The sequence below is a fragment of the Pseudomonas sp. SJZ077 genome, assembly GCF_007993905.1.
Classification (GTDB): domain Bacteria; phylum Pseudomonadota; class Gammaproteobacteria; order Pseudomonadales; family Pseudomonadaceae; genus Aquipseudomonas; species Aquipseudomonas mandelii.
The window spans coordinates 34,187-58,660 of sequence record NZ_VIUJ01000005.1 but is presented as its reverse complement, the minus strand read 5'-3'; the positions used below and the strand labels follow the sequence as shown (position 1 = coordinate 58,660).

The following is a 24,474-nucleotide window of genomic DNA, read 5'->3' as shown; positions in this document are numbered from 1 at the left end:
GGATAATCGACCCGAACGCGATCATTCACAGAATGGGACGCACGGAAGATCCGGCGCCAAGTTCAGGCTTTCTTGGGCGGCGCGGGGTTGGCGTCGAACGTGTGAGGTGGCGCGACTTGCAGGGTTGTGATTGAGCCCTGCTGCGAAAGCGAGTAAGTGACCTTGGAAATCAGCATGTCGCCATCCACTTCCAGCACCGGATCCTTGACCCGCACCAGTGTGTTATGTCGCCACAAATCGCCGTTCGCTTGCCGCCAGCCTTGCACTTGATAGGTCGTGGTCAGGGCCTTGCCCATACGGGTGGCGCTTTCCCAGTTGGCCCTTTGCAGGGCCAGTTCTGGGGTGATCTGCATGCCTTCATTGATCACCGTGGTTCGCCGTCGCTTGAAGCCAAGGTCCGTGGAAACCGCCTCGACCTCGCTGACCGCCGCCCCGCTTTTCTTGTCGTCACCCTTCTGCTGGCCAATCACCCGGTATTCGGAAAACACCTGGCTGTAGTCCGTCGGCGCGTTGGCCGAGAGAATGTTCTTGCCCAACTCCAGCGCTTCACTGGCACGCCCACCGCTGCCCGGCCGTGCGAGCACGACCCGGCCTTGCGCATCATCGGTGGAAAACACTCGGAACAACGACAGCAATCGGTCGATGGACTGGAAAACCGTCTCGCCGGGCACAATGGTGTGACTGTCTCGCCGAGCCGTTTCCGGGATTTCACTGACGACATAACCGCCGTAGGTCGAGACCAGGTCTTGCACGATTCGCAGCAGCGATTGCTGGTGCCACTGGTTGGGTTTATTGGTCGCGGCACAATCCACCAGGTCCTGGGTCTTTGAGCTGCCTTCAATGCTCAGGCTGATGCGTTGCCCGTCATAGCTGATGGGGGCCTTGAACACATAACCAGTCAGCACCAGATCACTGCCGATGCGCACTTCGCAGGGTGCGCCGGGTTGAATCCGGCGCACCTCGGTCTGCCCCGGCCATTGCCAGGTGATGTCGAGTTTGAAGGTGCGGAACTGACGCTCCAGGTCCGCCGTGATTTCTACGCTTTTCCACCCGCCGTATTCAAGATTGTCGACGGTCAGCGTGACGCGGTTATCCTGCTCGTTCATGGCTACTCCCCGGAGATCTTGAGTTCGCGCGGCGGGAGAAAGCCTGGGTGGACAATGCCGTTGCGCTGAGTCACTTCCAGGACCCGAGTGGCGTCAGCCACCTGTCTGTAGATCGCAACCAGCGCCGGCAGGCTGTCCTGAAAAGACTTGCTCACCAGCCTGATGCCAGACGATGCAACGGCCTTTAGGTGCGCTTTCAGCTTCTGGCGCAGATCAGCCGCGGCCTGATAGTGCGCAGGATTGGCCTTGTCCTCGACCAGTTTGATCGCCTCTTCAATTTCCTTGAGCGCCCTTTGCACATCATCAATCACCGGCACCTCCGGGCGGGTGACCGGCTGCTCTACCTGCAGATCCAGCGGTGACGGAGAAACCTTCACCGGCAACGTCGCAATCGGCAACAAGGCCACCCATTTGGCGGCCTGCACCACCAAGGCATCCTGCACCAGGTTGGTCAGTGCCTGAGCCGCGGCCATGGTGTCTTTGCCGGTAGTCAGCTTCGGTGCATCGGCCTTGCGGATCGCTTCGACCTGCTGGGAGACGTTGGCAATCACGCCACGATACCCCTCACGAGCGAAGTCCTTGAGCTCCTTGATGTCGCCGAGCAACGCCTTGAACTCCGCCGCTACTTCCTTGGGCAATTCCTTCACGGCTTTGACCAGGTCGCTGATCTGGCGGTATTGGTCGATCAACGGTTGCAGCTGTTGCTGGATCACCCCGTAGATGTCCTTGATGCTGTTGCGCAGGTCGGCAATGCCGATCCGCGCCGCCTGGATCAGGCTCATGGCATCTTCGAAGCGCGCCACCGCCGAGCCCAGGAAAGTGTCCGCGGACGCCAGCAACAGTTTCTGTGTACTGATCGCCGCGACCGGAAACGGCACCGGCACATCCGGGTAGAACTTCAGGGCAAACGTCACCAACCCGCCGTCCTGGCGGGTGTGGGTCATGTCGCATTCGCCGACCTTGACCTGTAGCCGTCCGAGCCACGGATGGACCAGCTCGCCACTGCCCTGCTCCAGCGCCTTGAGCAACTTGTCGCGCTGCTCCAGGCAATCGGGGCCGACGATGAACGCCGTCAGATCGTGAATCTTCGCCTGTTGGCCAAGGCCTTCGAAGTACGGCAGGTCTCGCTGCGGATACTCGTGCAACTGGCCTTTTTGGCCGACCGGGGATTTCGCCTGATCAACCCAGAATCCGACACCCCGAAAGGACGCCGGCATCAAACGATCACGCCAGCTCATTGGAACCTCCAAGTGAAAGTGAGCGGTAGCCGATGCGCGAAGTGAGCGCCAGCGCCGGTTGATTGGTTTGTGGTTGATCGGTGCGCATGCCCGCCGGAGCATTTTCGAAGCGCACGGTCAGGCCGCCTTCGAGTTGCGTGCGGTTGTTGGTAGCGGTTTGCTGGATCAGGGCGCTGGAGTGTTGGGGGAGATTGCCGGACGACACTGAAGTCGCTTGCGGGGCCGGCGTGTTCTTGCGGAAGAACGAAGGCGCCAGGCCATTTTCGCCGTCAGCACCTGGCTTGCCACTCTGCTCGGTGACACTGTCAACGTTGCCGGTGATTGTCGCGACAAAACCGGAAAGGTTGCCATCCAGCAGCGCTCTGATTGGCCCTATCACAGCCTGTAGTTTCGCCGACAAATCGCTGAACCAACCCAACAGGGGTTCCCAGTTTGCTGTGAACTGGTCCTTGGGCGACCAACCGAATAGCGACTGGAACAGGTCTTTTACTGTCTGTAGCGGGCCAGTCAAGGATTCCCACAAACCGGCAAAAAAACCTTCCACGCCTTCCCAGCAAACGCGGACCCGTTCCTGCGCCGACCAATCGAACAAACCTTTGAGACGGTCCGCCACCGACGCGCTCAGTGCCCAGATGACGTCCCATAGCGCAGTGAAAACACCCGCCACCGGTTGCCAGGTTTCTTCGATGAGCGCCTTGGGCGACCAGGTGAACACTGACTTGAGGGTTTCCAGCCCCGCAACGACACGAGCGGTAATGCCGTCAAAGACATCGGTATAGACGCCGACGACCGCGCTCATCGCCTTGTCGATTTGCCCTTTTGGCGACCAGTCGAAGTACGATTTGAGTGTGTCCAGCCATCCGGCAACAGTGTTGATCAAGTTGTTACCGACATCGTTGTAAATACGAACGACCGCCCCAATCGCCTTGTCGACCTGCTCTTTTGGCGACCAGTCAAAGTAGGGTTTGATTGTGCCCAGCCATCCGGCAACCGTGGTGGTGACGCTGATACCGGCTTCGAAGAAGGCAGACTTCACCTCATCCAGTGACTTGCGGGTGAAGGCGCCACCCCTGTCTATGGCGCCGGACATATAGTCGCCCGCTTCATTCCAATATTTCTTCACAACTTCACCCGGCTTCCAGTCGAACAGTGCCTTGACCCGGGTAATCGCAGCGTCGGACTCACTTGAAATGCCTTGCCAGAGCCCGGTGAAAAATCCTGAAATCGGCTGCCAGTTGTCCATTATCAATCGGGCGCCGATAACGAGGACCGCGACGACCGCCGCGACAGCAGCGGCAATCAAGCCAATCGGCGAGGTCAAAATGCCCATCACCGTGGCCAGGCCCATCGCTGCCACCGTGACAACGGTGAAAGCCACCGCGGCGGCGGCCAATCCTTCCACCAGATAAGGGTTGGCCGCCACAAACTGGCCGATAGAGGTCATTACCGGCGCGAGCGCAGTGACGATGCTGTTGAGGGCCGGGAGCAATGCCTGGCCGACTTTCAACGAAATGTCATCCAGCGCCTTGTTGAATTTGGCGAGGTTGGCGGACGTTTCCCCGAGGCCGACTTTGGGGACTTTGAGCCCTTTGAGACTGCTGGCCTTTTTCGCCAACTCATCCTGAAACGCGATCGCTTTTTTGATGCTGTCCTGAAACGGCTTCAGCAAACCGCCGCCGGAGATAAATCCAGAGAGATCCAGCGGCTTGAGACCGCTGTCCTCCATGCTCTTTTTAAACGATGCGACCTTGCCACGAATGCCCTTCAGCTCGGCGTCCAGTTTCTTGGCGCCCTGCATCACCACGATCATGTTCACCGTGGCCTGGATATTCGTCTGGCTCATGTTTATCTGTGTATTCGCCATCACTGCACCTGCTGCATCGCATTGATCCGTTGCGCGTGCTCCAGCGATTCGCGGAGCACATCCAGTGGCCTGGCCATCATCTGTTCGGGGTCAACCTTCCAGAACCAGGCCAGGTCATAGGCGACTGCGATCAGGTCGGTGATGGCGCCGACGCCGCACTCATGAAAAAACTGGCGACGGCCCAGCTCAGCGCATTGAGGTCAGCCAGGTCCAACTGGTTGACCGACGACGGCGGGATGCCGGCGCAGATCGCGATGTATTTGGCCGCGACGTCCATGTCCAAGCTCACTTCTTCGCTCTTGTCGATCTTGTACGGCAGCGCCTTTATCGCTCGAACTTCCTGCACCGTCGGACGGCGCAGGTTGAGTTCGGTCAAGGGCTCGCCGTGAGCTTCGATCGCAACTTGAAGCTTCACGGCGTCGCTCATTGCCAGGTCCCCTTGATGCCTTCGAATTTCAGTTCGATGGTGGCGTCATCGCCCTTGGAGGCCGGCTCTTCAACTAGATACGCACCGGCCAGCACGTAGACTTTGCCGTTGCTGAACTCGCAGGTGACGGTCATGTCGGAACCGGCTATCAGCTGTTTGAGCGGGAAGTCCGCGGTGTGCAGCGCTGTGACTTTAAACGACGGTGCGATATCGGTTTCCTTGTAGAAGCCGGGTACGACGGTTTCCCGTTTCACCGCCATCAAAGGCGCTTCGCAGCCGCCGTTGATGGTCAGTTGAGCGCCGTCCACTTTGACGTAGCAGGTGCCTGCAATCAGTTGACCCATGGTGTTTCTCCCTTCAAATAAAAAGCCCACGCGCGGTGGGCTGAAATCACACAGTCTTTACAGTCAGAGAACGGCAGCGATCACGCCGCGTCGTCGTACTGCAGACGGAATTGGTTGAGCAGCGCGAACACGCGCAAGCCGTTGATGTAGTCCGGCGGGAACAGCACATTGACCCGGCTCGGGTCCTGCACGTCGCGCTCGACGATCAGGTGCTGGGCGAACAGCTCGGCGTTTTCGACGTGGCCTTCCAGTTCGAGCTTGGCGTACTGGGCGATCAGCTCACCGCGAATAGTGCTCGGGGTCACAATCGGCTGGCCGGCGCCGAAACGGGTGCCGTCGGAAGCCAGTTTGTGGCGACCGTACTTGCTGGTAATCACGCTTTGCAGGCGCCGCACAATGAACGCCGACTGGTGCATGGTTTCGCTGTCCAGGTAGGAATTGTCGGCTTGGCCGTAGGCATTCTTCTGGTAGGTGGTGATCGAGCGCTGAATGCGCACGTAGCCGCCTTCGTAGTAGGCAGTGGCGATGCCGTAGTTCAGCAGCGACTGACGCTCAGTCAGGGTAAAACGTTCGCTCGCCGGAGCCGGATCGAGACCTGGCAGGCTACCGCTTTGAGTCGGACGACTGGCATCGGCGGAGATGAACACCGACGTGCGTGCAGCCAGTGCAGCGGCCTGAACCCAGAACGGTTGCGGTACGCCCGGTTCCAGCGCCTGAATGGTCATGTGCTGATCGTTACGCGCCTGACCAGCGGCAACCAGTGTTCCGATAGTGCCGCGCTTGGCGCTGTAGACGTGACCGAACAATTGCTTGGCCCAGGACCAACGACCGGTGCTGTCATCCATGACGGCTTGCCAGGTGTTGAGGGTCGACAGGTCCGACCACGGCATGCAGATGAACTCGAACGGCTCATCGCCCAGCGCTGCCACGGCTCCAACCTGATCCGGGACCCCGGCGCCGCCGGTCATGGCGGTGATTGCCGAGGTCAGGCCGGCCGGCGTTTCTTCGCCATTGCTCTTGCCCAGGCGATTGAATTGCAGGCTGATGTCGTTGCCGCTGTCGCCGGTCCACTTGGCACTCAGGGTCACGACACCTTCAGCCGCAGCGGCGGTGACCGGCAGATCGGCAGCTGCGTTGATTTTCAGCGCCAGCGTCGTTGCCGCTTGAGTCGCCGTCGCGCCGTTGACGATGGCCGCTTGAACGCGAACGCCACCCACATAGAGGTTGAGCACACCGCTTTGGGTGGCCGCGCCAGTCAGGGTCAGCACGCCTTTGGCAATGCTGCCTTCTGTGTTGTGCAGCGGCAGACACCAGATCTCGCCGACCGGATCGGTCTTGCGAAACGTCTCGTACATAGAGGCCAGCATCGAGCCTTGGCCACCGACGCTTTTGGCCAGCGCCACGCTGGACACCAGCACCAGCTTGCCGACGTCGGCCGGCGCAATGTTGTCGTTGACCTGGGCGACGATCAGACGGCGCATGGCCGAGGATGCGCTATTGGCCGTCGAGTTATCCATCTCGGCGTAGAACAGCGGAACACGAATGTCCGCGGGGATGTTGCTGAATCCGATCGCCATTATTGGGCTCCCTGTGGTTTTGCCGCTTTCACGGCTTTGGTAGTGATATCGCCATCAGCCAGACGTCGACGCCACCAGGCGTTGTCCGGCACTTCACGGCCCTCGAGGGGCAACAGATCGCCCGCTTCCGGGTCGGGCACGGCACGGCCTGGGGCCGGCAGCACGGTGATGCGTTTGCTCATGGGGTTACGTCTCCAGAGAAAGTCAGTTCCAGGCGCCCGTCGGGCCCCGGGCGTTTCAGATTGGGGTCCGCCGGATCGATCGCATCGACCCGCACCGTGACCCCGGTAAAGGACGACAAGCCGTCCAGTTCACGTTCGTGCCAGCTCTCCGCAGGCTGACCAGGCAGATTGCGGCCGAGCTGGAACTCGGTAAAAAAGCGCAGGCGATACAGCGCACGGCTGCTATTAATGGAAACCAGTTCGCCACCGTCATACGCGATGGCCTGGTAGTCGCTGCCGGGCTTGAAACCCACCAGCGCACGCCACAGCTCGGCCCGCAGGTCGTGCATCAGATCCAGCGCTTTTGTAGCGTCCGTGGTGTCGAGCACCAGGGTCACTTCAAAGTTGTCGCGGATCGGTTGCAGGTTCAGGTTCTGCGCCACGCTTTTGCTCGCCAGATCGGCGATCGGTACGACGTAGGCGCAAGGGGTTTGCAGTGGGTTGTCGGCTTGCAGTGTGGTGAGGTCGATGCCGGCGGCCACGCGATTGGCGAGGGTTGGGCAGTGATCACGCAGTTGCGAAATCAGTGGAGTGATTTTCATGGGTTTTCACCGGGCATTAAAAACCCGCTGAGGGCGGGTTTGATTCAAAGGTACTGGCCATGGGAAACCCGCGTCCTTGCGGGGCGGATGCCGGTCGGCACCGCTGCTCGCCAATCCATTGGTCTTGGGTTTCAGTGATCCTGGCGAGAATCGCGCGGCGGCACTTCGCAAACGCCAATCCGCTTGGCCGCCCAGCGCTCATAGAGACCAATGGCCACGTCCGCCCCGGCCATCGCCGTTAGGCAGCCAAATGCGCAAGCGGCCCAGATCGACACGCCGGCGGCATACAGCAGCATGATGGCCGAGACCCCGCAGATAACGCAGGCCCCGGAGCGCAAGGCCAGACGCCGCAGCAGTGACCAGCCGCGGGCGCCGTCCTTGTCGGCGCGCCACATTTCGCCGGACACCCCGCCCACCAGGGCGAGGACGATGACAAGCCAGATCGGCATGTCCAGCAACGCTTGTTGCTCGTTTGTCATGTCACGCCTCCCGGGGTGATTGATGAGTGATGTGTGGTTCTTTCAAACGGTGTCTCTTGGGGTGTTGAAGGTAGGCATTCCAAAAAGCCCGGAGCGTTCCGGGCTTTTCAGTAATGCGGTCCTGCTGACTTTTCGGCGCTACTGGCGCGGTACGAGTCCATTCAGATTGTTTTTCCGACCGCGGTCCCTGCCCGCCGGATAACTGCTTCTGGTGCTTTACGCTGCACACCCGGGTCAGTTGCCAACCCTCTGAACCGTTGAGGCCGGTTCATCGCTGCCTTTTGTGGTGGAACTAAAGAGCTTCGTTTCGAGCTGCTTTGTTGAGCGGCTTGAGACAAAGAATATGCATGGATGCATATACAGTCAATGCGCAAATGCATTTATTTATGCGCTATAAATGCACTGGCGCATGAAACCCCTGCAAACAAAGGCGCTGACGGTTTGTGGCAGGCGAAAAAAAACCCGCTCGGTGGCGGGTTTTATTGCAGGGCGGTGAGGTTAACGGGCGTACATGCCCCACCAGAAGACGTGACCGAGGATGACGATTTGCTCTTCCTGGACTTCCTGAAAAGTGTAGTCCTCGTCCGGGTGTTCATCCCGATTGAAGCTGCGCAGACGAATACCGGTCGGCAAGCGATAAAGCTGTTTCACCCGCAATTGGCCATTGTGATTGATGGCATACAAGTCGCCATCAATGATGTCGCCAATCCCGCACTTGCCCGCATTCACGCCAACGGTGGCGCCATCGCGCAGCACCGGCAGCATACTGTTGCCGCGCACCGTCACGCATTTGGCCTGATCGAATTGCACACCGTTATGGCGCAAGCTGCGCTTACCGAAGCGCAGGCTAGAGCGTTCGCTTTCTTCGATAACGAATCTTCCTGATCCAGCAGCCAATTCAACCTCGCGAAGAAAGGGGACCGACACCTCGTCATCATCGACGGGCGTGTCGTCGTCCCACAGACTTATGTCCTTGAGTTCGGAATGCAATTGATCGCGCCCGGTATTGGCGATGGCAGCGACATCCGCGCGCCCGCGCAACTGATCGGTGCTCACAGCGAAGTACTCGGCGATCTTCGAAATGTGTTTATCCGAAGGGTCGACGATCTTCCCGCTGAGGATTCGCGAGAGAGTGGATTGAGGCACGCCGGTGCGACGGTGAAGCTCCGTGGGGGAGATCCCGTGCTGATCGAGCAGCGCTCTTAAGACGGTAGAAACATTGCGTTTTTGCATAACGGGCATAGTGCTTGAACTTTTTTCGGAAGACAAATGCTGATTCGCATAAATCATGCATAAATATTGGAAATGTGCGGCAGGGCTTTCATGCCTGCGTCCGGCAGACCGCTCATGTTAACCTTGCGCCCATCGCGGAAAAGCCGGGCTGATGTCCCTCCTTTGCCCTACACCTTTCAACGAATTTGCCTGATATCCGATGAATAAAGCACTGTCCGATCTGTCCTCCCACACGCCAATGATGCAGCAATACTGGCGCCTGAAGAACCAGCACCCCGACCAGCTGATGTTCTACCGCATGGGCGACTTCTACGAGATCTTCTATGAAGACGCGAAGAAGGCCGCCAAGTTGCTGGACATCACCCTGACGGCCCGTGGGCAGTCGGCCGGTCAGGCGATTCCGATGTGTGGGATTCCTTACCACGCCGCCGAAGGCTACCTGGCGAAACTGGTGAAGCTCGGCGAGTCGGTGGTGATCTGTGAACAGGTCGGCGATCCGGCCACCAGCAAGGGGCCGGTGGATCGTCAGGTGGTGCGGATCATCACGCCGGGCACGGTCAGCGATGAAGCGCTGCTGGATGAGCGTCGGGACAACCTGATCGCGGCGGTGTTGGGTGACGAACGTCTGTTCGGTCTGGCGGTGCTGGACATCACCAGCGGCAACTTCACCGTGCTGGAAATAAAGGGCTGGGAAAACCTGCTGGCGGAGCTGGAGCGGGTCAATCCGGTGGAGCTGATGATTCCCGATGACTGGCCAAAGGACCTGCCGGCGGAAAAACGTCGCGGGGTTCGTCGCCGTGCGCCGTGGGATTTCGAACGCGACTCGGCACTGAAAAGCCTTTGCCAGCAATTCTCCACCCAAGACCTGAAAGGCTTCGGTTGCGAGAACCTGACCCTGGCCATTGGCGCCGCCGGTTGCCTGCTCAGCTACGCCAAGGAAACCCAGCGCACCGCCCTGCCCCATTTGCGCAGCCTGCGCCATGAACGCCTGGATGAGACCGTGGTGCTGGACGGCGCGAGCCGTCGCAACCTGGAACTGGACACCAACCTGGCCGGAGGCCGCGACAACACGTTGCAGTCGGTGGTAGACCGCTGCCAGACCGCCATGGGCAGCCGCCTGCTGACCCGCTGGCTGAACCGTCCGCTGCGGGATCTGACCGTATTGCTGGCGCGACAGACCTCGATCACCTGCCTGCTCGACGGTTACCGTTTCGAAAAACTGCAACCGCAGCTCAAGGAAATCGGTGACATCGAGCGGATTCTGGCGCGGATCGGCCTGCGCAATGCCCGTCCTCGCGACTTGGCTCGCCTGCGCGATGCGCTCGGTGCATTGCCAGAATTGCAAGTGGCGATGACTGAACTGGAAGCGCCGCACATCATTCAACTGGCGAAGACCACCAGCACCTACCCGGAACTTGCGGCGCTGCTGGAAAAAGCCATCATCGACAACCCGCCGGCGGTGATCCGTGACGGCGGCGTGTTGAAGACCGGTTACGACGCCGAGTTGGACGACTTGCAATCGCTCAGCGAAAACGCCGGGCAGTTCCTGATCGACCTGGAAGCACGGGAGAAGGCTCGCACCGGCCTGTCACACCTGAAGGTCGGCTACAACCGCATTCACGGTTACTTCATCGAGTTGCCGAGCAAGCAGGCTGAATCGGCACCGGCCGACTACATCCGCCGCCAGACGCTCAAAGGTGCCGAGCGATTCATCACGCCGGAACTGAAAGCGTTCGAGGACAAGGCGTTGTCAGCCAAGAGCCGCGCCCTGGCCCGCGAGAAGATGCTGTACGAAGCACTGCTCGAAGACCTGATCGCCCAATTGCCGCCGTTGCAAGACACCGCCGCGGCACTGGCCGAGCTGGACGTGCTGAGCAACCTTGCCGAGCGTGCGCTGAACCTCGACCTGAACTGCCCGAGCTTCGTTGACGAGCCGTGCATGCGCATCTCCCAGGGTCGCCACCCGGTGGTCGAGCAAGTGCTGACCACGCCGTTCGTGGCGAACGACCTGAGCCTCGACGACAACACGCGCATGCTGGTGATCACCGGTCCGAACATGGGCGGTAAATCCACCTACATGCGCCAGACCGCGTTGATCGTGCTGCTGGCGCACATTGGCAGTTTCGTGCCGGCAGCCAGTTGCGAATTGTCTCTGGTGGACCGGATCTTCACCCGGATCGGTTCCAGCGATGACCTGGCGGGCGGGCGATCGACTTTCATGGTCGAAATGAGCGAAACCGCGAACATTCTGCACAACGCCACCGAACGTAGCCTGGTACTGATGGACGAAGTCGGTCGCGGCACCAGCACCTTCGATGGCCTGTCCCTGGCCTGGGCTGCCGCCGAACGTCTGGCGCATCTGCGGGCTTACACGCTGTTTGCCACCCACTACTTTGAGCTGACGGTGTTACCGGAAGCCCAGCCGCTGGTGGCCAACGTTCACCTTAATGCCACCGAGCACAACGAGCGCATCGTGTTCCTGCACCACGTGCTGCCCGGGCCTGCCAGCCAGAGCTACGGCCTGGCGGTTGCGCAGTTGGCCGGTGTGCCGAGTGAAGTGATCGTGCGTGCTCGCGAGCACCTGGGCCGACTGGAAGCGACTGCCCTGCCCCATGAAGTTCCTAAACCAACCAGAGGCAAACCGGCCGCGCCGCAGCAGAGCGATATGTTCGCCAGCCTGCCGCATCCGGTGCTGGATGAACTGGCCAAACTGGATCTGGATGACATGACACCGCGTCGCGCGTTAGAAATGCTCTATACACTAAAGACACGGATCTAACGCACTTGCCTGCAAGCTGTTAGAATCTCGCGCGGTTTGGGATGCTGCAGGCTAATAGCCTGGCCTGCAGACTATCGCTCTCAAACCTGGCGACCCCAACAAGAAGGGGCTCCGCTGCCGCCGCCTGAGGAGAAAATTAGAAATGACCTTCGTCGTCACCGACAACTGCATCAAGTGCAAGTACACCGACTGCGTAGAAGTCTGTCCGGTGGACTGCTTTTACGAAGGCCCGAACTTCCTGGTGATTCACCCGGATGAGTGCATCGACTGCGCATTGTGCGAACCAGAATGCCCTGCCGTGGCCATCTTCTCTGAAGATGAAGTCCCGGAAGACATGCAGCAGTTCATTCAGCTGAACGTTGAGTTGGCCGAAATCTGGCCCAACATCACCGAGAAGAAAGAATCGCTGCCCGACGCTGAAGAGTGGGATGGCGTCAAAGGCAAGATCAAAGACCTCGAACGCTGATTTCCCCCGCGTTCTCGAAAAGGCCCCTAGCGGGCCTTTTTGCTTTTCTGCAGGAAAAAAAAAGGGGCGGTTTGACCCGCCCACATTTTTTCCCTATTCCCTGTGTTCCTTTTCATCGTCCTGATGAATCGCTTCCTGCGATGTCCATTCCCCTCATCCTTGAAGGGTGTGTCTGTCCGTTGACACAGTTCAGATACTAGAGAGTTCCCCACCAAGCGCAATCGCTCCCAATCCGCAAAACGCTCTGTCATATGCTTTTAATCTTTATTAATAACTATATAAATCAATTAGATAACTCGAGCAGACGTAACAGATGAGCGACTGCCACACTGTAAAAATAACGAACACTTACGAAAGAGTAAGCAAAGACTTACAGCGCGAAACTACAATCCTGAGGCGCTTGCCAGCCATCTCCCAGGCATTAAAAAACCCCGAACCAGTCGAGGTTTTTTAATGCTACTCAAGCGCGTTGCTTACTGAAACAGCGACTCGCTCGACAGGCCGTTCTTCTCGAGAATCTCCCGAAGACGTTTCAGGCCTTCCACCTGAATCTGTCTGACCCGTTCCCGGGTCAGGCCGATCTCCAGGCCCACATCTTCAAGTGTGCTGCTCTCGTGACCGCGCAGGCCGAAGCGGCGTACCACCACTTCGCGTTGCTTGTCGGTCAGTTCCGAAAGCCATTGATCGATGCTCTGGGACAGGTCGTCATCCTGCAACAGCTCACATGGATCGGTTGGTCGGTCATCTGTAAGGGTGTCCAGCAGGGTTTTATCCGAATCCGGACCCAGCGAGACGTCGACCGAAGAAACCCGCTCGTTCAAGCCAAGCATGCGCTTGACCTCTGCCACTGGTTTTTCCAGCAGGTTGGCGATTTCTTCGGGTGAGGGTTCGTGATCGAGTTTTTGGGTCAGCTCTCGTGCAGCCCGCAGGTACACGTTGAGCTCTTTGACCACATGGATCGGCAACCGGATGGTCCGGGTCTGATTCATGATTGCGCGCTCGATGGTCTGACGAATCCACCAGGTTGCGTAGGTTGAAAAGCGGAAGCCGCGCTCAGGATCGAATTTCTCCACTGCCCGGATCAGTCCGAGGTTGCCCTCTTCGATCAGGTCCAGCAGCGACAACCCACGATTGACGTAACGCCGGGCGATTTTCACCACCAGCCGCAGGTTGCTTTCAATCATGCGTTTGCGCCCGGCCGGATCACCACTTTGCGACAGACGCGCAAAATGAACTTCTTCTTCCGGGGAGAGCAGCGGGGAAAAGCCGATTTCGTTGAGGTACAGTTGCGTGGCATCAAGTGCCCGCGTGTAGTCGATGTACTTGTGTTGCTTTAGCGAAGCGGAGTGTTTGGATTTGGCACGAACGGAAGGTGGAGCAGCCCCTTCATCATTCGACATCGAATCCGTAGCGATGCCGGTCTCCATAAGGAGAACCTCATCGTCGATGTCAAACTCCGGCACTTCTTTACTGAGAGCCATTGTTATAGTCCTTTGGTGAGTTCGACCCCAAGCTCAAGCGGCGCCTTTATCCTTGGCAACGCTGGAGCCTGTCCCCTCTACGTGACGGAACAGGCTGGTAACAAATCAACGACGTGGCAGGAACTGCAGTGGATCTACAGGTTTACCTTGTCGGCGAATCTCAAAATGCAGTTTCACCCGGTCTGTACCCGTTGACCCCATTTCGGCAATTGTCTGTCCGACCTTGACCTGCTGCCCCTCCCGAACCAACAGCCTGCGGTTATGTCCGTAGGCACTGACGTAGGTGTCGCTGTGTTTGATGATGACTAATTCGCCGTAGCCCCTTAAGCCACTCCCGGCGTATACCACCGTCCCATCAGACGCAGCTAAAACAGGCTGTCCCAAATCCCCGGCGATATCAATTCCTTTATTCAAACTACCGTTTGAGGAGAACTTTCCAATCAGAATGCCATTAGATGGCCATCCCCAGCCGGTCGGGGCTGGGCCGGCAGGAGGCATCGGAGCGGGGGTCGGTTTGCTGGCGACGGACGGTGCAACCACCGCTGTGCTGGTGGTTGCGCCATTTGGCTGGCGTCGGATTACCGTGGTTTTCAGCGACGACGAAGGCGTTGAATCGGTAGCACTGGCTACCGCCGCCGACGTTGATCCGGTGCGACCGTCAAAGCGAATTGTCTGACCCGGATGGATCGTGTACGGCGTAGGAATATTGTTCCGTGCGGCGAGGGCTTTGTAGTCCCAGCCGTAGCGAAAAGCGATCGAGAACAACGTATCTTTTGGTCGAACGACGTATTGACCCGTGGTCACCGCCGGACGCTGGGCGACGGACTTGTTACGATCGACGACACGCACGTCACTCGTTTTGGAACTGGAGCAACCGACCAGCAAGGTGCTCAAGACGAGGCCAGTCACCAGGCGCTGAAAGCTCTTTGTACCCATACGCTGCGCAATGACTGTGAGACTCACCCGCCGCTCCCTTTTTGGTGGCTGAAATAGTGGATTGCCGTGTTTCGGCACGAAATGTCGCAAGTATAACGGGCCGAACAGGCTTTACCTTTAATGAAGCGAAATCGCTTCGCGCACACGTTTGCTGCCTGCCGATGAATCCTGTTTAACCCATCTATGCCGCTGTAAGACCCGGGCAATCGAAGAGAATTCAGCGTACTTGAACAAATGCTCAGGCCAGCGGCCCGTTGAGCAGTGGCACGAAGCGAACCGCCCCCAGAACACGACGTGAAAAGCCTTGTTCTTCGCGGATGATCAGCATCAGTTGCTGCACCTCACCGGAGCCGACAGGAATCACCAGTCGCCCGCCAGGCGCCAATTGATCCAGCAACGCCTGGGGTACATCGGTCGCCACTGCGGTCACGATAATGCCGTTGTATGGCGCCAGTGCCGGCCAGCCTTCCCAGCCATCGCCCCAGCGGAACACCACGTTGCGCAGGTTCAGCTCCACCAGGCGTTCTTTGGCCCGGTCCTGCAACACCTTGATGCGCTCCACGGAGAACACCCGTTCAACCAGCTGCGACAGCACCGCCGTCTGGTAACCCGAGCCGGTACCGATTTCCATCACCTTGTCCAAGGGACCGGCCTCCAGCAGCAGCTCGCTCATGCGCGCCACCATATAAGGCTGGGAGATGGTCTGGTTGTGTCCGATCGGCAGGGCCGTGTCTTCGTAGGCGCGATGAGCCAGCGCTTCGTCGACGAACAGGTGACGCGGTGTACGACGGATGACTTCCAGCACCTTGGCGTTGGAAACCCCTTCCTCATACAGACGCTGAATCAGGCGCTCGCGGGTTCGTTGCGAGGTCATCCCGATGCCGCGACGCAAAATATCGTCTTGTTCACGAGCCATTAGCGCAACCCCTCCAACCAGCCATCGAGACTTCTGAAGGCATCATTGAAGGTGCGATCCAGTTGCAGCGGAGTAATCGAGACAAAGCCCTGCATCACCGCATGAAAGTCGGTGCCCGGGCCACCATCCTCGGCGTCCCCGGCGGCGGCGATCCAGTAACCGGACTTGCCGCGCGGGTCGACCACTTTCATCGGTGCCGCAGCACGTGCGCGGTGCCCGAGGCGGGTCAGCTGAATACCGCGAATGTGGTCCAGCGGCAAATTGGGAATATTCACGCTCAGTACCGTACGCGGTGGCAAGTCGAGGTCAGCGTGGGCCTCGACCAGTTTGCGCGCAAAGTAAGCGGCCGTGGGAAGGTTCTCCACTTGCCGTGAGACCAACGAAAAGGCGAACGAAGGACGCTCAAGGAAACGCCCCTCGAGTGCCGCCGCAACGGTGCCGGAATACAGCACGTCGTCGCCCAGGTTGGCGCCCAGGTTGATGCCGGAAACCACCATGTCCGGTTCGCGCTCCAGCAAGCCGTTAAGGCCCAGGTGCACGCAATCGGTGGGTGTGCCGTTCAGGCTGATAAAGCCGTTGGCCAGGGTTTGCGGGTGCAACGGACGGTCGAGCGTCAGCGAACTGCTGGCGCCGCTTTTGTCCTGGTCCGGGGCGATAACCACGCACTCGGTGTAATCCGCCAGCGCAGCATAAAGCGCGGCGAGACCGGGTGCGGCTACCCCATCGTCGTTAGAAATCAGAATACGCATGGGCTGTCCGTCTGCCCCACCGGCACCAGATCAACAAGCTCGCGCACCAATACGGTGGCAAAGCATCCGGCCGGGAGGACGAATTCCAGTTGCAGAATGTCAGGCTCCGGATAATGCCACGTCAACCCACCAATGGGCAGCCGCAGGATGCGACGTTCGTGGTTCATTCCGGCGTTAATCAACCAATCGCGCAGATCCGCTTCGCGAGCGGCGATTGCCTGCTCCAGTACATGGACAGCGCCGGTCGCCGGCGAGTCACCTTCGCCCCACTGGGGACCGGTCGGGTGCAGGTCGAGAATTGCCAGGCGCGGGTCGCTGCACTCGGCTTCACCTGCCGGAAAAAAACTGCGGCTGTCGGTGAAGGCCAGCAGATCGCCAACCTGCGCTTGCTGCCAGGTGCCATCGGCCACACGCGCCGCCAATACCTGGTTGAACAGGAAGCTGCGGGCAGTGGAGAGCAGACGCGAACGGACATTGCGCTGCTCAGGCAACGCCTTGCGCGCGGCCCAGGCACGGGCATCGACCACATTACCGCCATCAAAGCCGAAACGCTGGGCACCGAAATAATTGGGAATACCTTGCTTGGCGATCAGCTGCAGCCGCTCTTCAATCGCGGCTTTGTCGCCAGCGAATTGCGTCAGGCGCAAGGTGAAGCCATTCGCCGAATGGGCACCGCGTTGCAGCTTGCGCTTGTGCCGACCGGTCTTGAGGATTTTCAGCGTGTCGTTTTCGGCCGCCGACAAATCAGGATCGGCCTTGCCCGGCAGCTGCACGCTGAACCACTGGCGAGTCAGCGCCTGACGATCCTTGAGGCCTGCATAGCTGACGGTGCGCAATGGCACACCCGCCGCCTTGGCAATGCGCCGTGCCGCTTCTTCGGTATTGAGGCCGCGCTTTTCCACCCAGATCCACAAGTGTTCGCCATCGCCACTGAGGGGGATATCGAGCACTTCATCGACCTGAAAATCTTCTGCGGTGGCTTTCAGAACCGCCGTACCGAGGGCGTCGCCATAGGCTCGCGGGCCGAGCAATTGCGCTTCGTTCATGCGCGCAGCAACAAGGCAACGGAATGCACGGCAATGCCTTCTTCGCGACCGACAAAGCCAAGCTTTTCGGTGGTGGTAGCTTTCACGTTCACTTGATCCAACTCAACTTGAAGATCCGCGGCAATCAGCGCGCGCATCGATTCGATATGCGGGGCCATTTTCGGCGCCTGGGCGACGATGGTGTTATCGACGTTGCCGACTTTCCAGCCTTTGGCGTGGATCAGTGCGACGACGTGACGCAACAGCACGCGGCTGTCGGCGCCCTTGAATGTCGGGTCGGTGTCCGGGAAGTGCTTGCCGATATCACCCAGCGCAGCGGCGCCGAGCAAGGCATCGCTCAAGGCGTGCAGCAGGACGTCACCGTCGGAGTGAGCGAGCAGCCCGAAGCCGTGTGCAATGCGCACACCGCCCAGAGTAATGAAATCGCCTTCAGCGAAACGGTGCACATCATAGCCGTGGCCAATACGCATAAAAAAACGCCCCGATTTTTGTCAGGGCGTGATTCTACCTGCATTAGGCGCCTAGAGCGCGTGCGTGATGCTGCAAGTGGTCGTCAATGAAGCTGGCGATGAAGAAATAGCTGTGGTCGTAGCCCGGTTGCAGGCGCAACGTCAGCGGATGACCGGCCAGTTTGGCCGCCTGTTGCAAGGCTTCAGGCTTGAGTTGAGTCGCCAGGAAATCATCACGGTCACCTTGATCGACCAGCAACGGCAACTTTTCGTCGGCCTCGGCGATCAGTGCGCAGGCATCCCATTCGCGCCACTTCGAGCGGTCCTCCCCCAAGTAGCGGGAAAACGCTTTCTGACCCCACGGGCAATCCATCGGATTGTTGATCGGCGAGAACGCCGACACCGATTGGTAACGCCCCGGATTGCGCAAGGCGCAGACCAGTGCACCGTGGCCACCCATGGAGTGACCGCTGATGCCGCGCTTGTCCGACGCCGGGAAATGGGCTTCGACCAATGCCGGCAATTCCTGCACGACATAGTCATGCATCCGATAGTGCCGGGACCAGGGTTCCTGCGTGGCATTCAGATAAAACCCGGCACCGAGACCGAAGTCCCAGGCGCCGTCCGGATCACCTGGAACATCGGGTCCGCGAGGGCTGGTGTCCGGCGCAACGATGATCAACCCAAGCTCGGCGGCCATGCGCATCGCGCCGGCCTTGTGCATGAAGTTTTCGTCGGTACAGGTCAGGCCGGACAACCAATACAGCACCGGCAACTTGCCGCCCTGCTCCGCCTGCGGCGGCAGGTACACGGCGAACACCATGTCGCAGCCGAGGACATCGGAGCGGTGCTTGTAGCGTTTGTGCCAGCCACCGAAGCTTTTCTGGCAGGAGATATTTTCCAGGCTCATGACCGACCTCAGAAATGGATGACGCTACGGATGCTTTTGCCTTCGTGCATCAGGTCGAAAGCCTTGTTGATGTCTTCCAGGCCCATGGTGTGGGTGATAAACGTATCCAGCGGGATTTCGCCGGTTTCGGCCATCTCGACGTAGCTTGGCAATTCGGTACGACCGCGCACGCCGCCGAATGCCGAACCGCGCCAGACACGACCGGTCACCAGCTGGAATGGACGGGTTGAGATTTCCTGGCCGGCACCGGCCACACCGATAATCACCGACTCACCCCAACCCTTGTGGCAGCACTCAAGGGCCGCACGCATCAATTGCACATTGCCGATGCACTCGAAGGAAAAGTCGACGCCGCCGTCAGTCATGTCGACGATGACTTCCTGGATCGGACGGTCGAAATCTTTCGGGTTCACGCAGTCGGTTGCACCGAGCTGCTTGGCGATCTCGAACTTTGCCGGGTTGATGTCGATGGCGATGATGCGCGCAGCCTTGGCCTTGACCGCGCCGATCACGGCCGAGAGGCCGATGCCGCCGAGACCGAAAATGGCGACGGTATCACCTGGTTTTACCTTGGCGGTATTGAGGACTGCACCGATACCGGTGGTGACACCGCAGCCCAGCAGGCAGACTTTTTCCAGTGGTGCTTCTTTTGGAATTTTGGCGACGGAGATTTCCGGCAGCACGGTGTATTCGGAGAATGTCGAAGTCCCCATGTAGTGGAAAATTGGCTGACCCTTGTAGGAAAAGCGCGAAGTGCCATCCGGCATCAGGCCCTTGCCTTGAGTCGCGCGAATCGCCTGACACAGGTTGGTTTTGCCCGACAGACAGAATTTGCACTGACGGCATTCCGGGGTGTACAGCGGGATCACATGGTCGCCGACCGCGACGGAGGTCACGCCCTCACCGATCGCCTCAACCACCGCGCCACCTTCGTGACCGAGGATCGACGGGAAGATGCCTTCCGGGTCAGCGCCCGACAGGGTGTAGGCATCGGTATGGCAGACACCGGAGGCCACCACTCGCAACAGAACTTCACCGGCCTTGGGCATAGCGACATCGACTTCGACGATCTCGAGGGGTTTCTTGGCCTCGAAGGCAACGGCAGCGCGCGACTTGATCATGTGGATTCTCCAGTGAATAAAAACGAGACAGGGAGTGTAATACAGCGCGCTACGAGGAATAATCCGGGCAAAAGCAAAACATTATTGCCACACAGGGATAATCCTGGATGTCTGAAAACCGCTGGGAAGGAATCGACGAGTTCGTCGCCGTGGCCGAGTGCAGCCAATTCACGGCGGCGGCGGAACGCCTTGGGGTTTCTTCCTCTCACATCAGTCGACAAATCGCACGCCTCGAAGAGCGCCTTCAGACGCGACTGCTTTACCGCAGCACTCGCCGGGTGACGCTGACCGAAGCCGGGCAAACCTTTTTGCAACATTGCCAGCGCTTGCAGGACGGTCGCGAAGAAGCCTTGCGCGCGGTCGGCGACCTGACCAGCGAGCCTAAGGGCATGCTGCGCATGACCTGCGCCGTGGCGTATGGCGAACGCTTCATCGTGCCATTGGTGACCCGTTTCATGGGCCTTTATCCACAACTGCGCGTCGACATTGAATTGAGCAACCGTCCTCTCGACCTGGTGCACGAAGGGCTGGACCTGGCAATCCGCCTCGGGCGTCTCCAGGATTCGCGACTGGTCGCCACGCGCCTGGCACCACGGCGGATGTATTTGTGCGCGTCGCCGTCCTACGTGGAACGGTATGGTCGCCCACACAGTTTGTCGGAACTCAGCCGCCACAATTGCCTGATCGGCAGTTCGGACATGTGGCAACTGGAGCAGAACGGGCGGGAATTTTCGCAACGGGTGCAGGGAAACTGGCGCTGCAACAGTGGGCAAGCGGTTCTGGATGCGGCACTACAGGGTGTCGGGTTGTGTCAGCTGCCAGACTATTACGTGCTGGAGCACCTGAAAAACGGCGAATTGATTTCATTGCTGGAGGCGCACCAGCCACCGAACACGGCGGTTTGGGCGCTGTATCCACAGCAGCGGCATCTGTCGCCGAAGGTGCGCAAGTTGGTGGATTATTTGAAGCAAGGGTTGGCTGAGCGGCCGGAGTATCGAACTTAGCTCGGATTGCCGCTTTCAGTGACAGTTATGCTGACTGATAGAACGCCATCGCGAGCAGGCTCAGTGCTACAGGGAAATTCATTCCAATGAAGGAGTGAGCCTGCTCGCGATGGCGGTTGAACAGCCAATGAGCGACTCAGCGGCGAGTAGCCCAACGCTGGCGAAGCCATTCAAGATCTTCAGGGCGAGTAACCTTGAGATTATCGGACCGCCCTTCAATCAGACGCGGCGCCAACCCAGCCCACTCCATGGCCGACGCTTCATCAGTCACCAAGGCATCCGCCACCAGACTGTCCGCCAATGCTCGATGCAACGCGCCGAGGCGAAACATCTGCGGCGTGTACGCCTGCCAGATCACGCTACGATCCACGGTTTCAACCACACGACCGTGCTTGTCGACCCGTTTGAGCGTATCGCGGGCAGGAACTGCCAGCAGCCCGCCCACTGGATCGTCCGCCAACTCACCCAGCAACTTATCAAGATCATCACGCGAAAGATTCGGCCGTGCAGCATCGTGAACCAGCACCCAGTCTTCATCGTCAGCACCTTGAGCGTGCAGATGCAGCAAGGCATTGAGCACTGACCCGGAACGCTCGTCGCCGCCCTCGACCCGCTGAATACGCGGATCGGCAGCACACGCCAGGTTCGGCCAGTAGGGATCATCAACAGCAAGACTGACCACCAACCCCTTCAGGGCAGGATGATCAAGGAAACAGCCAAGGCTGTGTTCGAGAATAGTGCGCCCGCCCAATTGCAAGTATTGCTTGGGACGGTCTGCGGCCATACGGGCACCGACGCCCGCGGCAGGAATCACGGCCCAGAAGGCCGGTAAAGAGTTATTCATTGAGCCAACTGGTAAAGGGTTTCACCGTCCTTGACCATGCCCAACTCATGACGAGCCCGCTCTTCCACGGTCTCCATGCCTTTTTTCAACTCGCTGACTTCGGCGTCCATGACCCGATTGCGTTCCAGCAACCCTTCGTTCTCAGCGTGCTGATCTGCGATCTGCTGAGTCAGCTCGGCCACTTGCGCCAGACTGCCATTTCCCACCCACAGGCGGTATTGCAGGCCAGCCAGCAGCAAGAGCAAGACGAGGAACAACCAATTGGGACTGCGCATCGAATATCAGGTATCCAGTGAAAAAAGACAGCCATGCCAAAACTTTGAAGCTTCTGATAGCACGAAGCCTGGAAGACCCAGGCTTGTGCTTATAAGGCATCAGATTAGTGGCAAATCCATCGCTGTAGCGATTTTTCCGACACAATCCGGTGTCTTTTTACCAGTTAACGATTAACCGCGGAATTCGCTGCGACCGTTGTACTTGGCTTTGCCATTCAACTGCTCTTCGATACGCAGCAGTTGGTTGTACTTGGACACGCGGTCCGAACGGCACAGGGAACCGGTCTTGATCTGGCCAGCCGCAGTGCCCACCGCCAGGTCGGCAATGGTCGAATCTTCGGTTTCGCCGGAGCGGTGCGAGATCACGGCAGTGTAACCAGCGGCCTTGGCCATCTGGATGGCTTCCAGGGTTTCGGTCAGGGTGCCGATCTGGTTGAACTTGATCAGGATCGAGTTGGCGATCTTTTTATCGATGCCTTCTTTCAGGATCTTGGTGTTGGTCACGAACAGGTCGTCGCCCACCAGCTGGGTCTTCTCGCCGATCTTGTCGGTGAGGATTTTCCAGCCAGCCCAGTCGGACTCGTCCAGGCCGTCTTCGATCGAGATGATCGGATAACGCTCGGTCAGGCCTTTGAGGTAGTCAGCGAAACCTTCGGCGGTGAACACCTGGCCTTCGCCGGACAGGTTGTATTTACCGTCTTCGTAGAATTCGCTGGCCGCGCAGTCCAGTGCCAGGGTCACGTCGGTGCCCAGCTTGTAACCGGCGTTGGCCACGGCCTCGGAGATCACTTTCAACGCGTCTTCGTTGGAAGCCAGGTTCGGTGCGAAACCACCTTCGTCACCCACTGCGGTGCTCAGGCCACGGGCCTTCAGAACAGCTTTGAGGTGATGGAAAATCTCGGTGCCCATGCGCAGGCCTTCCGAGAAAGACTTGGCGCCAACCGGCTGAACCATGAATTCCTGGATGTCGACATTGTTATCGGCGTGCTCGCCACCGTTGATGATGTTCATCATCGGAACCGGCATCGAGTAGACACCCGGGGTGCCGTTCAGGTTGGCGATGTGCGCGTACAGCGGCAGGTCCTGGTCCTGTGCGGCGGCCTTGGCGGCGGCCAGGGAAACGGCGAGGATCGCGTTGGCGCCCAGGGAGCCTTTGTTTTCGGTGCCATCAAGCTTGATCATCGCGTGATCCAGTGCTTTCTGGTCGCTTGGGTCTGTACCCAGCAACAGATCGCGGATCGGACCGTTGATGTTGGCAACGGCTTTGAGTACGCCTTTGCCCAGGTAACGGCTCTTGTCGCCATCACGCAGCTCGAGCGCTTCACGCGAGCCAGTGGAAGCACCGGACGGCGCGCACGCGCTACCGATGATGCCGTTATCGAGAAGCACGTCCGCTTCCACGGTGGGATTGCCACGGGAGTCGAGAACTTCACGACCTTTGATGTCGACGATTTTTGCCATTGTTGTAAACACTCCAAAGTTGACGAAAACGACGCAGCTAGAGGAAATCTTTTACCGTCGGCAAGTGGTGTGCAGCAGGCAGACTTGCGGACGATAAGGCTCAGGCCCGAGGGCCTGAGCAACAAATCGTGCGGTACTTTACCGGAGAAATGAGGTTTACGCGGTCTCTACCGTCGGAAAACTCTTCACCAGTTCGTCCAGGGCTTTGAGCTGGGCCAGGAATGGCTCCAGTTTGTCCAGGCGCAAGGCGCAAGGGCCGTCGCACTTGGCGTTGTCCGGGTCCGGGTGGGCTTCGAGGAACAGACCGGCCAGCGACTGGCTCATGCCTGCCTTGGCCAGGTCAGTGACCTGGGCGCGACGACCGCCGGCGGAATCGGAGCGACCACCGGGCATTTGCAGCGCGTGGGTCACGTCGAAGAACACCGGGTATTCGAACTGCTTCATGATGCCGAAGCCAAGCATGTCGACGACCAGGTTGTTGTAGCCAAAGCTCGAACCGCGTTCGCAGAGGATCAACTGATCGTTACCCGCTTCCACGCATTTGCTCAGGATGTGTTTCATCTCATGCGGGGCGAGGAACTGGGCTTTCTTGATGTTGATCACCGCGCCGGTCTTGGCCATTGCGACCACCAGGTCGGTCTGGCGCGACAGGAAGGCCGGCAGTTGGATGATGTCGCAGACTTCAGCGACGACCGCGGCCTGGTCAGGTTCGTGGACGTCGGTGATGATCGGCACGCCGAAGGCTTGCTTGATGTCCTGGAAAATCCGCATGCCCTCTTCCAGGCCGGGGCCACGGTAAGAGGCCACGGAGGAACGGTTGGCCTTGTCGAAGCTGGCCTTGAACACGTAAGGGATACCGAGTTTCTCGGTGACCTTTACGTATTCTTCGCAGACCTGCATCGCCATGTCGCGGCTTTCCAGCACGTTCATGCCACCGAAAAGCACCATTGGCTTGTCGTTGGCAATCTCGATATCGCCTACACGGATGATCTTCTGCGCCATCGGA

25 protein-coding genes are annotated in these 24,474 nt (G+C 59.1%); 3 read left to right on the top strand and 22 right to left on the bottom strand.

The genetic code is table 11. The annotated features are described in order from the left end of the window. Positions 1-62 precede the first annotated feature (62 nt). The 10 genes from FBY01_RS10105 to FBY01_RS10060 all read right to left on the bottom strand — a co-directional run bounded on the left by FBY01_RS10105 (position 63) and on the right by FBY01_RS10060 (position 9,031). Positions 63-1,106: a phage baseplate assembly protein gene (locus FBY01_RS10105; protein WP_010462746.1), complete on the bottom strand. Its 1,044-nt coding sequence runs from the start codon at positions 1,104-1,106 to the stop codon at positions 63-65. 2 nt (positions 1,107-1,108) lie between these two features. Then, positions 1,109-2,344, bottom strand: a complete 1,236-nt coding sequence (locus FBY01_RS10100; RefSeq protein ID WP_010462749.1) for a DNA circularization protein — start codon at positions 2,342-2,344, stop codon at positions 1,109-1,111. Then, positions 2,331-4,208 (bottom strand): hypothetical protein, encoded by a 1,878-nt coding sequence (locus tag FBY01_RS10095; protein ID WP_077748340.1) that lies wholly within the window; start codon positions 4,206-4,208, stop codon positions 2,331-2,333. The genes FBY01_RS10100 and FBY01_RS10095 overlap by 14 nt, the downstream gene beginning before the upstream one ends. A gap of 130 nt (positions 4,209-4,338) precedes the next feature. Further along, entirely contained in the window at positions 4,339-4,635 is a 297-nt protein-coding gene (locus FBY01_RS10090) for a phage tail assembly protein (protein ID WP_010462752.1), read from the bottom strand. Next, positions 4,632-4,979, bottom strand: a complete 348-nt coding sequence (locus FBY01_RS10085) for a phage tail tube protein (protein ID WP_010462754.1) — start codon at positions 4,977-4,979, stop codon at positions 4,632-4,634. Before FBY01_RS10085 ends, FBY01_RS10090 begins: the two co-directional genes overlap by 4 nt. Before the next feature lie 80 nt (positions 4,980-5,059). Then, positions 5,060-6,556: a phage tail sheath subtilisin-like domain-containing protein gene (locus FBY01_RS10080; protein ID WP_077748339.1), complete on the bottom strand. Its 1,497-nt coding sequence runs from the start codon at positions 6,554-6,556 to the stop codon at positions 5,060-5,062. Next, positions 6,556-6,738, bottom strand: a complete 183-nt coding sequence (locus tag FBY01_RS10075) for a DUF2635 domain-containing protein (protein WP_010462758.1) — start codon at positions 6,736-6,738, stop codon at positions 6,556-6,558. The genes FBY01_RS10080 and FBY01_RS10075 overlap by 1 nt, the downstream gene beginning before the upstream one ends. After that, complete coding sequence (locus tag FBY01_RS10070; protein ID WP_010462760.1) at positions 6,735-7,319, bottom strand: hypothetical protein; 585 nt, start codon at positions 7,317-7,319, stop codon at positions 6,735-6,737. The genes FBY01_RS10075 and FBY01_RS10070 overlap by 4 nt, the downstream gene beginning before the upstream one ends. Positions 7,320-7,450: 131 nt before the next feature. After that, a complete protein-coding gene (locus FBY01_RS10065) occupies positions 7,451-7,798 on the bottom strand; it encodes a phage holin family protein (protein ID WP_010462762.1) in 348 nt (115 codons plus the stop codon). A 498-nt stretch (positions 7,799-8,296) separates the two neighbouring features. Beyond that, positions 8,297-9,031 (bottom strand): XRE family transcriptional regulator, encoded by a 735-nt coding sequence (locus FBY01_RS10060; RefSeq protein ID WP_077748338.1) that lies wholly within the window; start codon positions 9,029-9,031, stop codon positions 8,297-8,299. Between the two features lie 211 nt (positions 9,032-9,242). Between FBY01_RS10060 and mutS the strand changes: the two genes are divergently transcribed. Further along, positions 9,243-11,810, top strand: coding sequence for a DNA mismatch repair protein MutS (gene mutS, locus FBY01_RS10055; RefSeq protein ID WP_178113237.1), 2,568 nt, complete (start codon positions 9,243-9,245; stop codon positions 11,808-11,810). Positions 11,811-11,952: 142 nt separating this feature from the next. Further along, positions 11,953-12,276: a ferredoxin FdxA gene (gene fdxA, locus FBY01_RS10050; RefSeq protein WP_008154011.1), complete on the top strand. Its 324-nt coding sequence runs from the start codon at positions 11,953-11,955 to the stop codon at positions 12,274-12,276. Positions 12,277-12,749: 473 nt separating this feature from the next. Here the strand turns inward: fdxA and rpoS are convergent, their stop codons facing one another. The 8 genes from rpoS to FBY01_RS10005 all read right to left on the bottom strand — a co-directional run bounded on the left by rpoS (position 12,750) and on the right by FBY01_RS10005 (position 19,884). After that, complete coding sequence (rpoS, locus tag FBY01_RS10040; protein WP_010462770.1) at positions 12,750-13,757, bottom strand: RNA polymerase sigma factor RpoS; 1,008 nt, start codon at positions 13,755-13,757, stop codon at positions 12,750-12,752. Between the two features lie 105 nt (positions 13,758-13,862). Then, positions 13,863-14,720 carry a peptidoglycan DD-metalloendopeptidase family protein gene (locus FBY01_RS10035; RefSeq protein ID WP_077748336.1) on the bottom strand — a complete coding sequence of 286 codons (858 nt, stop codon included), beginning with the start codon at positions 14,718-14,720 and terminating at the stop codon, positions 13,863-13,865. A 211-nt stretch (positions 14,721-14,931) separates the two neighbouring features. Then, on the bottom strand, positions 14,932-15,567 hold the full coding sequence (locus FBY01_RS10030; RefSeq protein WP_172901226.1) for a protein-L-isoaspartate(D-aspartate) O-methyltransferase: 636 nt from the start codon (positions 15,565-15,567) through the stop codon (positions 14,932-14,934). A 41-nt stretch (positions 15,568-15,608) separates the two neighbouring features. After that, the gene (gene surE, locus FBY01_RS10025; protein ID WP_077748335.1) at positions 15,609-16,358 is read right to left on the bottom strand and encodes a 5'/3'-nucleotidase SurE; all 750 of its coding nucleotides are present in this window, start codon (positions 16,356-16,358) and stop codon (positions 15,609-15,611) included. Beyond that, entirely contained in the window at positions 16,346-17,404 is a 1,059-nt protein-coding gene (truD, locus tag FBY01_RS10020) for a tRNA pseudouridine(13) synthase TruD (protein WP_077748334.1), read from the bottom strand. The genes surE and truD overlap by 13 nt, the downstream gene beginning before the upstream one ends. Next, positions 17,401-17,874 (bottom strand): 2-C-methyl-D-erythritol 2,4-cyclodiphosphate synthase, encoded by a 474-nt coding sequence (gene ispF / locus FBY01_RS10015; protein WP_010462780.1) that lies wholly within the window; start codon positions 17,872-17,874, stop codon positions 17,401-17,403. Before ispF ends, truD begins: the two co-directional genes overlap by 4 nt. A gap of 43 nt (positions 17,875-17,917) precedes the next feature. After that, positions 17,918-18,763: an S-formylglutathione hydrolase gene (gene fghA, locus FBY01_RS10010; RefSeq protein ID WP_010462782.1), complete on the bottom strand. Its 846-nt coding sequence runs from the start codon at positions 18,761-18,763 to the stop codon at positions 17,918-17,920. Between the two features lie 8 nt (positions 18,764-18,771). Beyond that, complete coding sequence (locus tag FBY01_RS10005; RefSeq protein WP_033059912.1) at positions 18,772-19,884, bottom strand: S-(hydroxymethyl)glutathione dehydrogenase/class III alcohol dehydrogenase; 1,113 nt, start codon at positions 19,882-19,884, stop codon at positions 18,772-18,774. Between the two features lie 107 nt (positions 19,885-19,991). On the opposite strand from FBY01_RS10005, the gene FBY01_RS10000 reads away from it, so the two are divergent. Further along, positions 19,992-20,888 (top strand): LysR substrate-binding domain-containing protein, encoded by an 897-nt coding sequence (locus tag FBY01_RS10000; protein WP_010462786.1) that lies wholly within the window; start codon positions 19,992-19,994, stop codon positions 20,886-20,888. Positions 20,889-21,024: 136 nt separating this feature from the next. On the opposite strand, the gene ispD is transcribed toward FBY01_RS10000, so the two are convergent. From ispD to kdsA, 4 genes are all read right to left on the bottom strand, one after another. Further along, entirely contained in the window at positions 21,025-21,732 is a 708-nt protein-coding gene (ispD, locus tag FBY01_RS09995) for a 2-C-methyl-D-erythritol 4-phosphate cytidylyltransferase (RefSeq protein WP_145307559.1), read from the bottom strand. Further along, positions 21,729-22,007, bottom strand: coding sequence for a cell division protein FtsB (ftsB, locus tag FBY01_RS09990; protein ID WP_008028992.1), 279 nt, complete (start codon positions 22,005-22,007; stop codon positions 21,729-21,731). Before ftsB ends, ispD begins: the two co-directional genes overlap by 4 nt. Before the next feature lie 171 nt (positions 22,008-22,178). Further along, entirely contained in the window at positions 22,179-23,468 is a 1,290-nt protein-coding gene (gene eno / locus FBY01_RS09985) for a phosphopyruvate hydratase (RefSeq protein WP_010462792.1), read from the bottom strand. Between the two features lie 156 nt (positions 23,469-23,624). Continuing rightward, complete coding sequence (gene kdsA, locus FBY01_RS09980) at positions 23,625-24,470, bottom strand: 3-deoxy-8-phosphooctulonate synthase (protein WP_010462794.1); 846 nt, start codon at positions 24,468-24,470, stop codon at positions 23,625-23,627. Positions 24,471-24,474 lie beyond the last annotated feature (4 nt).

Bases quoted from the DNA above. Each gene is read 5' to 3' on its own strand.
- FBY01_RS10100 (WP_010462749.1), bottom strand. From the start codon at position 2,344: ATGAGCTGGCGTGATCGTTTGATGCCGGCGTCCTTTCGGGGTGTCGGA.
- FBY01_RS10005 (WP_033059912.1), bottom strand. From the start codon at position 19,884: ATGATCAAGTCGCGCGCTGCCGTTGCCTTCGAGGCCAAGAAACCCCTC.
- surE (WP_077748335.1), bottom strand. From the start codon at position 16,358: ATGCGTATTCTGATTTCTAACGACGATGGGGTAGCCGCACCCGGTCTC.
- ftsB (WP_008028992.1), bottom strand. From the start codon at position 22,007: ATGCGCAGTCCCAATTGGTTGTTCCTCGTCTTGCTCTTGCTGCTGGCT.
- ispD (WP_145307559.1), bottom strand. From the start codon at position 21,732: ATGAATAACTCTTTACCGGCCTTCTGGGCCGTGATTCCTGCCGCGGGC.
- FBY01_RS10090 (WP_010462752.1), bottom strand. From the start codon at position 4,635: ATGAGCGACGCCGTGAAGCTTCAAGTTGCGATCGAAGCTCACGGCGAG.
- kdsA (WP_010462794.1), bottom strand. From the start codon at position 24,470: ATGGCGCAGAAGATCATCCGTGTAGGCGATATCGAGATTGCCAACGAC.
- fghA (WP_010462782.1), bottom strand. From the start codon at position 18,763: ATGAGCCTGGAAAATATCTCCTGCCAGAAAAGCTTCGGTGGCTGGCAC.
- ispF (WP_010462780.1), bottom strand. From the start codon at position 17,874: ATGCGTATTGGCCACGGCTATGATGTGCACCGTTTCGCTGAAGGCGAT.
- FBY01_RS10060 (WP_077748338.1), bottom strand. From the start codon at position 9,031: ATGCAAAAACGCAATGTTTCTACCGTCTTAAGAGCGCTGCTCGATCAG.
- rpoS (WP_010462770.1), bottom strand. From the start codon at position 13,757: ATGGCTCTCAGTAAAGAAGTGCCGGAGTTTGACATCGACGATGAGGTT.
- FBY01_RS10085 (WP_010462754.1), bottom strand. From the start codon at position 4,979: ATGGGTCAACTGATTGCAGGCACCTGCTACGTCAAAGTGGACGGCGCT.
- FBY01_RS10070 (WP_010462760.1), bottom strand. From the start codon at position 7,319: ATGAAAATCACTCCACTGATTTCGCAACTGCGTGATCACTGCCCAACC.
- FBY01_RS10095 (WP_077748340.1), bottom strand. From the start codon at position 4,208: ATGGCGAATACACAGATAAACATGAGCCAGACGAATATCCAGGCCACG.
- FBY01_RS10030 (WP_172901226.1), bottom strand. From the start codon at position 15,567: ATGACCTCGCAACGAACCCGCGAGCGCCTGATTCAGCGTCTGTATGAG.
- FBY01_RS10075 (WP_010462758.1), bottom strand. From the start codon at position 6,738: ATGAGCAAACGCATCACCGTGCTGCCGGCCCCAGGCCGTGCCGTGCCC.
- eno (WP_010462792.1), bottom strand. From the start codon at position 23,468: ATGGCAAAAATCGTCGACATCAAAGGTCGTGAAGTTCTCGACTCCCGT.
- FBY01_RS10065 (WP_010462762.1), bottom strand. From the start codon at position 7,798: ATGACAAACGAGCAACAAGCGTTGCTGGACATGCCGATCTGGCTTGTC.
- FBY01_RS10105 (WP_010462746.1), bottom strand. From the start codon at position 1,106: ATGAACGAGCAGGATAACCGCGTCACGCTGACCGTCGACAATCTTGAA.
- fdxA (WP_008154011.1), top strand. From the start codon at position 11,953: ATGACCTTCGTCGTCACCGACAACTGCATCAAGTGCAAGTACACCGAC.
- FBY01_RS10080 (WP_077748339.1), bottom strand. From the start codon at position 6,556: ATGGCGATCGGATTCAGCAACATCCCCGCGGACATTCGTGTTCCGCTG.
- FBY01_RS10000 (WP_010462786.1), top strand. From the start codon at position 19,992: ATGTCTGAAAACCGCTGGGAAGGAATCGACGAGTTCGTCGCCGTGGCC.
- truD (WP_077748334.1), bottom strand. From the start codon at position 17,404: ATGAACGAAGCGCAATTGCTCGGCCCGCGAGCCTATGGCGACGCCCTC.